The following is a 12820-nucleotide window of genomic DNA, read 5'->3' on the forward strand; positions in this document are numbered from 1 at the left end:
AGCACGACGCCATCGTGCCCCCGTCCACCGACAACGGCGGGGACCGGGGTCGGCGCGTCATTGACTGGGACGAGTGGTGCCGGTGGGGCATGCTGGTGCCGACGCACGGTGAGGAGACCACGCACCGTGCCCGCCGAGAGGGGCCGATGATGCGCGCGATCTGGAACGGCGCCGTGTCGTTCGGGCTCGTGAACGTGCCGGTGCGGCTCTACGCCGCCACCAGCAACCACGACATCCGTTTCCACCAGGTGCACGAGCGCGACGGCGGACGCATCCGCCAGAAGCGCACCTGCTCGGTCTGCGGCGAGGAGGTCCAGTACTCCGAGATCGCCAAGGGCTACGAGACCGACGACGGCCAGCTGATCATGCTGGACGACGACGACCTCTCGACCCTGCCGGTGGCGAGCGGGCACGAGATCGGCGTCGTGCAGTTCGTGCCCTCGGACCAGATCGACGCCCTGCTGCTCGACAAGAGCTACTACCTCGAGCCCGAGAGCAAGGCGGTCAAGCCCTACGCGCTGCTGCGCGAGGCGCTGCGCGAGACCGACCGCATGGCCGTGGTCAAGGTGGCGCTGCGACAGCGGGAGACGCTGGCGCTGCTGCGGGTGCGCGACAACGCGATCGTGCTGCAGACGATGCTCTGGCCCGACGAGGTGCGCGAGCCCGAGTTCGAGACCCTGCGCACCGAGGTCGAGCTCCGCCCGCAGGAGATGCAGATGGCGTCCTCACTGGTCGAGAGCCTCTCGGGCGACTTCCAGTCCGACCAGTTCGAGGACGACTACCGCCAGGCGATGGTCGACCTGATCGACTACAAGATCGAGCACGGCGGTGGACGTCCCACGCCGGAGGCCGCGCCCACCGAGGAGGGCGACGACATGACCGACCTCCTCACCGCGCTGCGCCGCAGCGTCGAGGCGGCCGGGGGCAAGGCACCGGCCGAGGAGCCCGCGGCGGCGTCGTCGGACACGACGGACGGGACCGAGGACGCCGCGGCCGAGGAGAAGCCGAAGCGCTCGCGCGCGAAGAAGACGGCGGAGAAGAAGGACGAGGCGCCCGCCGAGGAGGCGCCGAAGAAGTCCTCGACCCGCAAGTCGTCGAAGAAGAAGTCCGACGAGGACGAGGACGAGACGGCCAAGGGCGGGCGCTCCAAGACCGCCTGAGCGGGCCTCAGTTCGCGAGCGCGTCCTGCTCGGGGACGTCGTAGCCCTGATCCTCGATCACGTCGACGAGGGCCCGGACGGTGACGGCGTCGTCGTGCTCCACCCGCACGAGGCGGCCGTCGACGTCGACCTCGACGGTCCGCACGCCGTCGAGCGGACCCACGGCACCCTCGATCGCCGACTTGCAGTGCCCGCAGTGGATCTCCGGGACCGACAGGGTGGTGCTGGTCATCGACGTGCCTCCGTTTCGTCGCGTCGGGGCCGGGGGAGCCCGTCGCGTCCACGGCACCGTCCCTCATCGGGCGCGGTGCGATACCCCCCCAGGGTAACCACGACGCGAGGGAGCGCTGGACGACGATGGCCGAGAACGCACCGCTGCAGGGCAGGACCGTCATGTTCCTCTGCGCCAAGGAGGGCACCGAGCAGGTCGAGCTCACCGAGCCCTGGAAGGCGGTCCAGGAGGCGGGCGGCACCCCGGTGCTGGTCTCCGAGACGCCCGGGTCCATCCAGGCCTTCCACCACCTCGACAAGGGCGACCGCTTCGACGTCGACGCGGTGATCACCCAGGTCAAGATCGAGAACTACGACGCCCTGGTGCTGCCGGGCGGCGTGGCCAACCCCGACCTGCTGCGCACCATCCCGGACGTCGTCCAGGTGGTCGGGCAGTTCTTCGCGAACCGCAAGCCGGTCGCCGCGATCTGCCACGCGGCGTGGACGCTCGTCGAGGCCGACGTCCTGAGCGGCCGTCGCCTGACCTCGTTCCCGAGCATCGCCACCGACCTGCGCAACGCCGGCGCGGAGTGGGTCGACGAGGAGGTCGTGGTGGACGACGGCCTGATCACCAGCCGGAGCCCCGACGATCTGCCCGCCTTCTGCCGCACGCTCGTCCAGGAGTTCGCCAACGCCCCGACGCCCGCGCACGCGCTGAGCGCCGACCAGGCCTGAGGCTGCACCGTATGGACGCCGGGCGACCCCCGAACGGGGTCGGTCGGCGTCGTCGCGCGGAGCACACAGGTGGCGGGACATACTCCCGCCCCATGCGCAGACGCACCGCCCGTGCCGTGGTCGCCGTCGGTCTGATCGCGGGGCTCGCGGCCGCCGGCTGCAGCAACGACGCACCGACCCCGCCCGCCGCCCCCGCGAGCCCGGCCCCGCCGGTCCCGACGACCACCGGGTTCCTGCCGCCCGGCGTGCCCACCGAGGGCACGCGCCCGCCGACGGAGAACCTGCCGCTGGCCGCCGAGCCGCTCGGCGCGCCGGAGCCGACGAGCACGCCGCCGGGCCGCCAGGTCCAGGTCGGCGACGCCCCCGAGGGCGTCGTGGTCGACCCGGTGACCCGCACCGTGGCCGTCGCCAAGCGCAACCCGAACGAGCTGGTCCTCCTCGACGCCGACACCGGCGAGGTCCGCGGGCGCACGCCGCTGCCCGGGTTCGTGCGGCACCTCCAGCTCGCCGGCCCCGGCGGGCCCGTGCTGGTGCCCGTCGAGAGCGCCAACGCCGTGGTCCGCGTCGACCTGCCCGGGGGCACCGCGCAGGCGCCGATCGTCGTCGGCACCGTGCCCCACGACGTCACCCAGGCCCCCAACGGGACCGTCATGGCCGCCGACGAGCTCGGCGGCACCGTCTCCGCCGTGCGCGGCGACCAGGTGGTCAAGGTGTTCACCGACGCCGTCCAGCCCGCCGGGATCGTGCCGGTCGGCAACATCGTCGGCATGGTCGACGTCCGCAAGAACACGCTGACGACCTACGACGTGGACACCCTGCGCATCGTCGGGGAGGTGCCGTCCGGGGCCGGCCCGACGCACATGGTGGCCGACCGGCACGGCCGCATGATCGCGACCGACACGCGCGGAAACGCGGTGATCGTCTTCGAGCCGACCTCCGGGCCGAACGGCGGGCCACGCGAGGTCGCCCGCGTCGCCCAGCCCGGCGGGCCCTACGGCATCACCTACGACCCCGCGCGCGACCGCGTCTACGTGGCGTCCTCGGGCACCAACGAGGTCATCGCCTACGACATGACGACGCCGCAGCCGCGCGAGGTCGGACGGGTCGCCACGGTGCAGAACCCCTACACGCTCGGCGTCGACCCGCAGACGGGCCGGCTCTACGTCGCCGGCGTCTCCACCGGCGCCGTGCAGATCGTCGACCCGCCCGCCTAGAGCCTGCCGGTCAGCCGCCGGTGATGAGGTCCTGAGGGATCTCCTCGTCGTCGCGGATGGCGTCGAAGAACTGCCCCGACTTCTGCTTGTTCCAGACCACGCCGCCGGAGACGCTGCTCGAGAGGTCGATCGGCACGGTGGTGGTCACCCCACCGCCGCCGGACAGCGAGCGCATCGCGAAGCCCAGGCTCGCCAGGTTCCAGATGTGGGTGCTGTCGTCGACGGTGAGCGTGCCGATCGCCGAGTTCGCGAACGGCACGATCCGGAACGGGTTGAGCAGCGTCACCGGGCTCGCCGCTTCGCTGACCAGCGCGGAGAGGAACTTGCGCTGGTTCTGGATGCGCTGCAGGTCGGCGTTCGGGAACGCGCGGGTGCGCACGAAGCCCAGCGCCTGGGGGCCGTCGAGCGTCTGGCACCCGGCGGGCAGGTCGATGCCGGCCTTCGGGTCGTCGATCGCGTCGTCGAGACACATGTCGACCCCGCCGATCGCGTCGACCATGCCCGCGAAGCCCTCGAAGCCGATCTCCGCGTAGTGGTCGATCTCGATGTCGGCGGCGGTCTCGACGGTCTGCGTCAGCAGCTCCGGCCCGCCGATCGAGTAGGCCGAGTTCAGCCGGCCCCGGCCGTGACCGGGGATGGGCAGGATCGAGTCGCGCGGCAGGCTGGTGAGCGAGGTCTGGCCGCCGAACCCGCCGACGTGCACGAGCATCATCGTGTCGGTGCGGCTGCCGTCGACCTCACCGGTGGAGAGCTGCTGCGCGGCGGTGTCGCTGAGCCCGGCGCGGCTGTCCGAGCCGATGATCAGCCAGTTGGTGCCGGAGCTCGAGGAGCCCTCGTACTCGGGCAGCGCCTGGATGCGCGTCATCTGCGTGTCGAGGTAGATCCCGAAGCCGACGAAGAGCAGCAGGATGACCGCGAGCACCGCGCCGATGCGCTTGGGCCAGCTCCAGTGCGCGAAGCGGCCGCCTCCGCGCCCACGCCCGCGCCCTCCCGAGCCGGCGCCGCTGCGCGACCACTCCGGACGCTCGGGGAGTCGTTCGCGCCAGGACGGGCGGGGGCCCTGCTCCCGGGCCTCGCGGGCGACGCTCGGGTCGAAGCCGACCTGCGGGTCGCGGTTCCAGTCCGGCGCGCCGACGCGGGTCGGCTGCGCCCGGGGCGGCGAGGCGGCGGCGCCGCCGGCCCCGGCGGCCGGGGTCCCGCGCGGGGCCTTCCGGCCGCGGCCGGGCATCGAGAACCCGCCGGGCCGCTCGGGGGGCGGGCCGCCCGGGGCCGGGCGGGGTGCCTGCCCCGGAGGCGGGCCCGCCGGACGGGCGGGCGGGCGACCGCCGGGAGGCGGGCCGCCACCCGGGGGAGGTCCGCCGGGGGGGCCGCCGGGTCCCGAGGGGGGTCGCCCCCGACCGGGGGGTCCGCCGGGTCGGTTCATCGCCGCCTCACCTCGTGCCTCGCGGTGACGGAGCGCCGGGGGCGCCGGCCGGCTCTGGGGTGCCGGCCGCGGGCCGTCGTGGTCGGAGAGGATACGCAGGCCACGACGGTGCCCGACCGCCCCCGGACGGCCGAGGACCGGCACGGCGTGCTGACGGCACTCCGCCGGGGGTCGGCCCGGGCGTCACACGTCCGGACGAGCGGCGCGGTCGAGCACCGCGAGGACGAGCCCGGTGACGGTCGGGGCGAGCTCGCCGAGACGGTCGCCGCGCCCGTCCTCGACGGCATCGAGCACCAGCTCGTTGATGCCGCCGACGAGGGCGACCGCCGTGGGGCGCGGGATCCCCCGCAGGCCCTCGAGCTCCGGCACGGTCCCGGACCCGCCCGCCGCCCACCGCGCGGCGCCGAGGCCGACCAGCACCGAGAGCTGGTCGGCGAACCGGTTGAGCACCTCGCGGCGTACCCGCCAGCCACGCTGCCCGAGCCCGCTGATCTCGGTGAGCAGCGTGCGGGTCAGGGCCGGCTTCTCGGCCAGGGCGTCCAGGTAGGCGCGGGTCGCGGTGTCGACCTCGGCCGCGAGGTCCGGCGCGGGCGCGTCGTCGCCGGCCCCGACCGCGGGCGCGACGGCCTCGGCGATGCGCGTCAGCGGGCCCTCGGCGGCCGCGACGTAGGCGGCGAGGAAGCAGTCCTCGCGGTCGGCGAAGTGCTGGTAGAAGGTCCGCTTCGACACCCGGGCGGTGGCGACGACGTCCGCCACCGTCACCGCGGCGTACCCGCGGTCGGCGACCAGGTCGATCATCGCCTCGACCAGGCGGTCGCGGTGGGCGGACCTCCCGATGGGACCAGGAGCACCCGACGGGGCCGGAACGGACACTGGACAACGGTACCACCGCGTACCAGACTGGCGACCCCTTCGGTACGGTCGTGTACCAACGCCCGGAGCGACGCCACGAGGAGGAACCCGGATGACCACGCCCACACAGGCCGACCCGTCAGGACCGAGCACCGGCAGCGAGCCCGTCGCCCACCTCGCGGTGGCGATCGTGGGGAACGGCTTCTCGGGCCTCGGCACGGCGATCCGTCTGCGCCAGGCGGGCGAGGACAACTTCCTGATCTTCGAGCGCCACGACGACGTCGGCGGCACCTGGCGGGACAACTCCTACCCCGGCTGCGCCTGCGACGTCCCGAGCCACCTCTACTCGTTCTCGTTCGCCCCGAACCCGGACTGGAGCCGCTCCTTCTCGGCCCAGCCGGAGATCCACGCCTACCTGCAGCGCGTGTCGGCCGAGTACGACATCGAGCGCTTCACCCGGAACCGCCACGAGGTGCTCGACGCGTCCTGGGACGACGACGCGCAGCACTGGGTGGTGACGACGAGCCAGGGCGTCTGGACGGCGGACGTGCTGGTGCTGGGCTCGGGCGCGCTGTCCGACCCGTCGTTCCCCGACGTCCCGGGCCTCGACGACTTCGAGGGCCCGGTGTTCCACTCCGCGACCTGGCGCCACGACCTCGACCTGCGCGGGCGCCGCGTCGCGGTGATCGGCACCGGCGCGTCCGCCATCCAGTTCGTGCCGGAGATCGCCCCCGTCGTCGACACGCTCAAGGTCTTCCAGCGCACCCCGCCCTGGATCATGCCGCGCGGCGACCGCGCCATCACCGGCGTCGAGAAGCTGCTGTTCCGGTGGTTCCCGCCGGCCCAGCGGATCGTGCGCGAGGCCATCTACTGGGCGCGTGAGACGTTCGTGTTCGGGTTCAAGGACCCGAAGCGCATGGGGAAGGCTGCGAAGATCGCCGAGGCGCACATGCGGCGACAGGTCACCGACCCCGAGCTGCGCGAGAAGATCACGCCGACCTACTCGATGGGCTGCAAGCGCATCCTGCTGTCCAACGACTACCTGCCCGCGCTCGACCGGGACAACGTCGAGGTGGTCACCGAGAAGATCGTCGAGGTCCGCCCGGACGCCGTCGTCACCGCCGACGGGGTCACCCACGAGGTCGACACGATCATCGCCGGCACCGGGTTCGCCATCGGCGACCTGCCGATCAGCCACCGCGTCCACGGGCGCGGCGGACGCAGCCTCGCCGACGACTGGGCGGGCTCGCCGTTCGCCCACAACGGCACCATGATCTCCGGCTTCCCGAACGCCTTCACCCTGCTCGGGCCCAACACCGGCCTCGGCCACAACTCGGTCGTGTTCATGATCGAATCGCAGATCAACCTCGTGCTCGACACGATCCGCCACATGCGCGAGCACGGCGTGGGCGCGGTCGAGCCGACCGTCGCCGCGCAGACCGCCTTCGTCGAGGAGATGCAGCGGCGGACGGCGGGCACGGTCTGGGTCGATGGCGGCTGCTCGAGCTGGTACCTCGACAAGCACGGCCAGAACTCCGCGCTCTGGCCCACGTTCACCATGCCGTTCCGCCGTCGGCTGAAGCACTTCCGGCCCGAGGAGTACGTCCTCACGCCGACCTCCCGTTCCTGACTGCCACACTCGAGGAGAACCCCCATGGCTGCCGACCTGGCCGGCAAGGTCCTGTTCATCACCGGCGCCGCCCGCGGCATCGGCGAGGAGACCGCGCGTCGCGCCGCCGCGCGCGGCGCGCACATCGCCGCGGTGGGCATGGAGCCCGAGCGGCTCGAGAAGCTCGTGGCCGAGCTCGGGCCCGGCCATTGCTGGGCCGAGTGCGACGTCACCGACCAGTCCTCGCTCGAGTCGGCGGTCGCGACGACCGTCGCCGCGCTCGGCGGGATCGACGTCGTGATCGCCAACGCCGGGATCGCCAACCACGGCACCGTCGCCGAGAGCCCCGCCGACGTGATCGCGCGCGTCATGGAGGTCAACCTCATCGGCGTCTCGCGGACGGTCTCGGCCACCGTCGCCGAGGTCGAGAAGCGACAGGGCTACATGCTGCTCGTCTCGTCGCTCGCCGCCTTCACCGCGCTGCCCGGGATGGCCGCCTACTGCGGCGCCAAGGCGGGCGTGGAGAACTACGGCAACGCCCTGCGCTTCGAGCTCGCGTACCGCGGGATCGGCGTCGGCACCGCGCACATGGGGTGGATCGACACCGACCTCGTGCGCGACGTCAAGGCCGACTCGTCGACGTTCGAGGACACGCTCAAGAAGCTGCCCTACCCCCTGGGCGCGCTGACGTCGGTCGGGGACTGCGCGGACGCCTTCCTCGAGGGCATCCTCAAGCGCAAGCGTCGGATCTTCGTCCCGAAGGCGGTCGCGCTGGTCGCCGCCGCCCGCCCGATCACGTTCTCGTGGCTCGGCGACCTGCCCGTGCTCGCGCAGGCGAAGCAGATGGTGCCCCGTCTGGAGGAGCAGTTCCGGAAGACCGGACGCACCTTCGGGGCGTCGAGCGCGGGGATGGGCAAGCGGGGCGCCTGATCCGCCCCGCCAGCCACAGCGGGACCCCTGCGGCGCGGGTAGCGTCATCACTGAACCACTACTCAGTGAATCTTGAGCGTGCCCGAAAGGGGTCCTGCCCGTGACCGACCTCGCCACCGGCCCGGTCTTCACCGACGACTACTGGCGCGAGCCCTTCGCCGTCCTCGGGGAGGTCCGCGAGCAGGCCCCGGTCCGCGAGGTCGAGCTGCCCGAGGGCGGCACGACGTGGCTGGTCACGCGGTATGCCGACGCCCGCTCGGTGATGGCCGATCCGCGCTTCGTCAAGGACTTCCGCAACTCGCTGCCCGAGGAGCAGCGGGCGAACGTGCCCGGCCTCCCCGCCCCGGCCGGGCTGATGATGCTGCTCAACGACCCGCCCGTGCACACCCGGCTGCGCAAGCTCGTCGTCAAGGCGTTCACGGTGCGGCGGGTGGCCGCGTTGCGCCCGCGGATCGAGACGATCGCGGCGGCGCTGCTCGAGGGCATGCCCGGGGACGCGGCGGTCGACCTCGTCGCCGACTACGCCGTGCCGCTGCCGATGGCCGTCATCTGCGAGCTGCTGGGTGTGCCGGTGGACGACCGCGACGCCTTCGGGGCCTGGTCGAAGACGATGATCGACGAGGGTCCCGACGAGGGGAAGCAGCAGGCGAGCGCGAGCCTGGCCGCGTACCTGGGCGAGCTCGTCGAGCGCAAGCGCGCGGAGCCCGACGACGCGCTGATCTCGGCGCTGATCGAGGTCTCGGAGGAGGGGGACGCGCTCTCCACCGACGAGATCGTCGCCATGGGCATGATCCTGCTGATCGCCGGCCACGAGACGACGGCGACGCTGATCACCACGGCGGTCGAGGCGATGCTGCGCGACCCCGCGCTGCGCGATCGTCTCGCCGCCTCCGAATCCGACGCACTGCGCGCGGCGATCGAGGAGTTCCTGCGCTGGGGCTCGCCGATCGCCCACGCGCCACTGCGCTTCGCCGCCGAGGACGTCGACTTCGACGGCGTCGTGATCCCGCGCGGCGCGCTCGTGACGGTGTCGCTGGCCGCGGCGAACCACGACCCCGCGCGCTTCGAGCGCCCCGACGACTACGAGGAGCTGCGCGACACCACCGGGCACCTGGCGTTCGGGCACGGCCTGCACTTCTGCCTCGGAGCGTCCCTGGCCCGGCTGGAGGCCGAGGTCGCGCTGCGGACGCTGCTCGACCGCTTCCCGGCGTTCGTCGCCGGGTCCGACGTGCCGCTCGAGCGTCGCCGCAGCGTGCTCGTCAACGCCTGGGCACGGCTGCCGGTGGTGCTCGACCCCGACGCGGTCGACGGGTCCGCCTGACCGCACGGCGGGACCTGCCCTGTGACACCCTGCGGCGGGTGAGCGGAGGGGCGACGGCGTCATGACGGCACCGGACGCGCGCTGGACGCTCGCGATCGACCACGGGACCTCCACGACCGTCGGGGCCTGGGCCGACGTGGACCCGCGGGACGGCTGGGTGCGCGTGGGCGCCGTGACCGTCGACGGGGCGCCCGCCATGCCGTCGGCGGTGCTCTCGCGCCCCGACGGCGCGGTCCTCGCCGGCCGGCCCGCGCTCGAGGCCGGCACGTTCGACCCGGCCGCCGCGCTGCTGCGCACCCGTCCGCACCTCGCGGCGAGCACCGGCGGGCCCCCGGAGCTCCTGACGCAGTGGCCCCGGCCGACGACCGCGGTCGACGTCGCCACGGCGCTCATCGCGAAGGTGATCCGGGCGGAGGCCGGGCGCCGGGGCACGCTGCCGTCGTCGGTGGTCCTGCTGCACCCCGCGTCGTGGTCGGCGCCCGCCCGCGAGGCGTTGCGCCAGGCCGGCCTCGCCGCGCTCTCGGCGATCCCCTACACCTCGCCCGACCAGCTCGACCTGCTCGACGGTCCGCGCGCGGCCGCGCACCGGCTCGGCGGCCAGGGGCGGCTGCTCGTCGTCGACGTCGGCGGCGCGGCCACCGAGCTGGCCGTCGTCGACCGCGGCGGCGACGGCACCGGCTCGGTCACCGCGATGCGGTCGGTCAACGTGGGCGCCGAGGTGCTCGACGACGCCCTCGCCCAGCTGATCCTCGACCGCTCGCCGCCGCACCTCGCCGCGCGCGTGCGCTTCGGCGGCGACCTGGAGGCCCATCGCGCCTGGTACCGGCTGCGCACGAGCGTCCGGGACGCCAAGGAGGCCCTGGCCGCGCAGGGCACCGTCGCGGTCGCGCTGCCCGTGCTGCCGCCGGAGAACCCCGTGCCGGGCGTCGTGTCGCTGACGCACGCCGACCTCGGCGCCATGCTCGCGCCAGGTCTCGAGGAGATCGCCCAGGGGATCGCCGCGCTCGTCGGCCCCCTCTCCGGTCCCCGGCCGGCGATGCTCGTGCGCGGTGGCCTGACCGACATGCCGCGGGTGCGGGAGTGGCTCGCCGAGCGGACCGGGTTCGGCCTGGCCCACGGCGGGGACCCGGGCGCGGTCTCGGCGACCGGCCCCGCCTCGGGCGCGGCCGCGTGGGCCGCCGAGCGGCTGGGTCTGGGGCGGCGATAGGGAGCTCGCGTGGAGGGTGACGCCGTCCATCGGTGCGCCGCCCGCCTCGACGCGCTCTCCGGCGCGACCGTCGTCCGCAACGACTTCCGGACGCCGTCGCTCGCCACCGCCGACCTCGCCGGGCGGACCCTCGTCGCCACCCGCGCGCACGGCAAGCACCTGCTGACCCGGCTCCATCACGACGGGGCCGACGACCTGACCCTGCACAGCCACCTCCGCATGAGCGGCTCGTGGACCGTGGTGCGCAAGCACGGGACCCACGGTCGTCCCCTGCTCCCCCGCCACCTCGCCGTGCGCGCGGTGCTGACCCTCGACTCCGGGGTGTCGCTCGTCGGCATCGACGTCCCGGTGTTCGAGCTGCTGCGCACCCGCGACGAGCACCGGGTCCTCGGGCACCTCGGGCCCGACGTGCTGGCCGGGCAGCCGACCGCGACGCAGGAGGAGTTCGACCTCGGCGAGGCGCTCGCGCGGCTGGGCCGCGACCCGGCGCGGCCGGTCGTCGAGGCGCTGCTCGACCAGCGCGGGGTCGCCGGGCTCGGCAACCTCTGGGTGGTCGAGCTGTGCTTCCTGCGCGGGCTGTGGCCGTGGACCCCGGTGGGCGAGGTCGACCTCGAGCCCCTGCTCGCGCTGGCCCGGCGCATGATCCGCCACAGCCTCGAGCACCGGACGGGCATGACCACCACGGGCGTGAAGCGCCGCGGCGAGAACCACTGGGTCACCGGGCGGTCGAACCGGCCGTGCCGGCGCTGCGGCACGCTCGTGCGCTTCCGGCCCGCCGCCGGCTCCGGCGCGCCGTTCACCCGCGAGGTGTGGTGGTGTCCGTCGTGTCAACCGGCCCCGGCCGGGGCACACGGGCCCTAGAGATCGCCTGCTGAGGGGAACCACCATGGCCGTCGCGGCCGACATCGAGCGCGCCACCGACTCGACGACCGACTGGGTGGCCGAGCACGTCCAGCAGTACGTGGCCTCCGGCGGCACCGAGGGCCACGACTGGCGCGGCGTGCCGACGCTGGTGCTCGCCACCACCGGCGCCCGCACCGGCGAGCCCCGGCGCACCGGGCTCATCTACGGCACGAGCGGTGACGACCTCGTCGTCGTCGCCTCGGTGGGCGGCGCTCCGGAGGACCCGCAGTGGTACCGGAACCTGCTGGCCGAGCCGCAGGCCGGCGTCCTCGTCGGCACCCGGAAGCTCACCGTCCGCGCCCGGACCGCCGGTCCGGAGGAGCGGGGCCCGCTCTGGGAGCAGATGGCGCACATCTTCCCGAAGTACGAGGACTATGCCCGCCGGACCGACCGCGAGATCCCCGTCGTCCTGCTCACGCCGGAGGCCTGAGAACGCTGCGATGAGGCTGGCGACGTTCAACCTGCTGCACGGCCGGTCACCGCACGACGGCGCGGTCTGCCCGGTCCGTCTGCGGGACGCGGTGAAGGCACTCGACGCCGACGTGATGGCGATCCAGGAGGTCGACCACACCCAGCCGCGCTCGGCACTGGTCGACCAGACCGCCCTGGTCGCCGAGGCCGTCGGCGCGCGGGACAGCCGCTTCCTGCCCGCCCTGGTCGGCACGCCGGGCGGGTCGTGGCGGGAGGCCGGCCCGGACGAGGTGCCGGGTGAGGAGCCGACCTACGGCATCGGGCTGGTGAGCCGGCACCCCGTGGCCGCGTGGCGCCGGATCCCGCTGGGGACCTCGTGGCTGACGCTGCCGCTGCTGGTCGACGCCCGCCGCCCTGCCCTGGTGCGGGACGAGCCGCGGCTCGGCCTCGCCGCCGTCCTCGCGCCGCCGGCGCCCGTGGGCACCGTCGTCGCGACCCACCTCGCATTCACGCCGGGCTACAACGTCGTGCAGCTCCGGCGGCTGGCGCGCGCGCTGCAGGGCCTCCCCGGGCCGATCGTGATCCTCGGGGACCTCAACGTGCCGGGCCCGCTGCCGGGCGCCGTCCTGGGGTCGTGGCACCCGTTGGCGCGCGCGCTCACGTTCCCCACCGAGGAGCCCCGCATCCAGTTCGACCACGTCCTGGCGTCGAACCCCCTGCCGGTCGCCGACGCCCGGGCCGTGGCCACGCCGGTGTCGGACCACCGGGCGCTGGTGGTGGACCTGGCTCGCTAGGGCGTGTCTGATGAATCGTCGGGTAGGGCTCTGACAAGATCTTGGTGTGCG

At 74.0% G+C, this 12820-nt stretch carries 13 protein-coding genes; 10 read left to right on the plus strand and 3 right to left on the minus strand.

The genetic code is table 11. The features are described 5' to 3' along the window. Window positions 1-14 precede the first annotated feature (14 nt). The gene (gene ku, locus PH189_RS10365; RefSeq protein WP_274188686.1) at window positions 15-1160 is read left to right on the plus strand and encodes a non-homologous end joining protein Ku; all 1146 of its coding nucleotides are present in this window, start codon (window positions 15-17) and stop codon (window positions 1158-1160) included. A gap of 7 nt (window positions 1161-1167) precedes the next feature. Here the strand turns inward: ku and PH189_RS10370 are convergent, their stop codons facing one another. After that, on the minus strand, window positions 1168-1392 hold the full coding sequence (locus PH189_RS10370) for a copper ion binding protein (RefSeq protein WP_274188687.1): 225 nt from the start codon (window positions 1390-1392) through the stop codon (window positions 1168-1170). Between the two features lie 125 nt (window positions 1393-1517). Here PH189_RS10370 and PH189_RS10375 point away from each other — a divergent pair, with 125 nt between their 5' ends. Both PH189_RS10375 and PH189_RS10380 read left to right on the plus strand, forming a co-directional pair. Continuing rightward, entirely contained in the window at window positions 1518-2105 is a 588-nt protein-coding gene (locus PH189_RS10375; RefSeq protein ID WP_274188688.1) for a type 1 glutamine amidotransferase domain-containing protein, read from the plus strand. Window positions 2106-2197: 92 nt separating this feature from the next. After that, window positions 2198-3319: a Vgb family protein gene (locus tag PH189_RS10380; RefSeq protein ID WP_274188689.1), complete on the plus strand. Its 1122-nt coding sequence runs from the start codon at window positions 2198-2200 to the stop codon at window positions 3317-3319. A 10-nt stretch (window positions 3320-3329) separates the two neighbouring features. Here PH189_RS10380 and PH189_RS10385 read toward each other — a convergent pair whose 3' ends face one another. Further along, on the minus strand, window positions 3330-4547 hold the full coding sequence (locus PH189_RS10385) for an LCP family protein (protein ID WP_274188690.1): 1218 nt from the start codon (window positions 4545-4547) through the stop codon (window positions 3330-3332). Between the two features lie 378 nt (window positions 4548-4925). Beyond that, entirely contained in the window at window positions 4926-5615 is a 690-nt protein-coding gene (locus PH189_RS10390) for a TetR/AcrR family transcriptional regulator (protein ID WP_274188691.1), read from the minus strand. A gap of 91 nt (window positions 5616-5706) precedes the next feature. Between PH189_RS10390 and PH189_RS10395 the strand changes: the two genes are divergently transcribed. The 7 genes from PH189_RS10395 to PH189_RS10425 all read left to right on the plus strand — a co-directional run bounded on the left by PH189_RS10395 (window position 5707) and on the right by PH189_RS10425 (window position 12769). Further along, the gene (locus PH189_RS10395; RefSeq protein ID WP_274188692.1) at window positions 5707-7224 is read left to right on the plus strand and encodes a flavin-containing monooxygenase; all 1518 of its coding nucleotides are present in this window, start codon (window positions 5707-5709) and stop codon (window positions 7222-7224) included. A 24-nt stretch (window positions 7225-7248) separates the two neighbouring features. Beyond that, window positions 7249-8133, plus strand: a complete 885-nt coding sequence (locus PH189_RS10400) for an SDR family oxidoreductase (protein WP_274188693.1) — start codon at window positions 7249-7251, stop codon at window positions 8131-8133. Window positions 8134-8233: 100 nt separating this feature from the next. Continuing rightward, complete coding sequence (locus PH189_RS10405) at window positions 8234-9454, plus strand: cytochrome P450 family protein (protein ID WP_274188694.1); 1221 nt, start codon at window positions 8234-8236, stop codon at window positions 9452-9454. Window positions 9455-9515: 61 nt separating this feature from the next. Then, a complete protein-coding gene (locus PH189_RS10410) occupies window positions 9516-10661 on the plus strand; it encodes an Hsp70 family protein (protein WP_274188695.1) in 1146 nt (381 codons plus the stop codon). A 9-nt stretch (window positions 10662-10670) separates the two neighbouring features. Continuing rightward, the gene (locus tag PH189_RS10415; RefSeq protein WP_274188696.1) at window positions 10671-11522 is read left to right on the plus strand and encodes a DNA-formamidopyrimidine glycosylase family protein; all 852 of its coding nucleotides are present in this window, start codon (window positions 10671-10673) and stop codon (window positions 11520-11522) included. A 25-nt stretch (window positions 11523-11547) separates the two neighbouring features. Then, on the plus strand, window positions 11548-11994 hold the full coding sequence (locus tag PH189_RS10420; RefSeq protein ID WP_274188697.1) for a nitroreductase family deazaflavin-dependent oxidoreductase: 447 nt from the start codon (window positions 11548-11550) through the stop codon (window positions 11992-11994). 10 nt (window positions 11995-12004) lie between these two features. After that, entirely contained in the window at window positions 12005-12769 is a 765-nt protein-coding gene (locus PH189_RS10425; protein WP_274188698.1) for an endonuclease/exonuclease/phosphatase family protein, read from the plus strand. The last annotated feature ends 51 nt before the right edge of the window (window positions 12770-12820 follow it).

It is taken from the genome of Actinomycetospora chibensis (assembly GCF_028737215.1).
GTDB classification, from domain to species: Bacteria; Actinomycetota; Actinomycetes; order Mycobacteriales; family Pseudonocardiaceae; genus Actinomycetospora; species Actinomycetospora chibensis.

What these genes read in the sequence shown, in the direction of transcription:
- PH189_RS10370 (WP_274188687.1), bottom strand. Translation starts at nt 1,392, where the DNA reads ATGACCAGCACCACCCTGTCGGTCCCGGAGATCCACTGCGGGCACTGC.
- PH189_RS10375 (WP_274188688.1), top strand. Translation starts at nt 1,518, where the DNA reads ATGGCCGAGAACGCACCGCTGCAGGGCAGGACCGTCATGTTCCTCTGC.
- PH189_RS10380 (WP_274188689.1), top strand. Translation starts at nt 2,198, where the DNA reads ATGCGCAGACGCACCGCCCGTGCCGTGGTCGCCGTCGGTCTGATCGCG.
- PH189_RS10385 (WP_274188690.1), bottom strand. Translation starts at nt 4,547, where the DNA reads ATGCCCGGCCGCGGCCGGAAGGCCCCGCGCGGGACCCCGGCCGCCGGG.
- PH189_RS10395 (WP_274188692.1), top strand. Translation starts at nt 5,707, where the DNA reads ATGACCACGCCCACACAGGCCGACCCGTCAGGACCGAGCACCGGCAGC.
- PH189_RS10400 (WP_274188693.1), top strand. Translation starts at nt 7,249, where the DNA reads ATGGCTGCCGACCTGGCCGGCAAGGTCCTGTTCATCACCGGCGCCGCC.
- PH189_RS10410 (WP_274188695.1), top strand. Translation starts at nt 9,516, where the DNA reads ATGACGGCACCGGACGCGCGCTGGACGCTCGCGATCGACCACGGGACC.
- PH189_RS10420 (WP_274188697.1), top strand. Translation starts at nt 11,548, where the DNA reads ATGGCCGTCGCGGCCGACATCGAGCGCGCCACCGACTCGACGACCGAC.
- PH189_RS10425 (WP_274188698.1), top strand. Translation starts at nt 12,005, where the DNA reads ATGAGGCTGGCGACGTTCAACCTGCTGCACGGCCGGTCACCGCACGAC.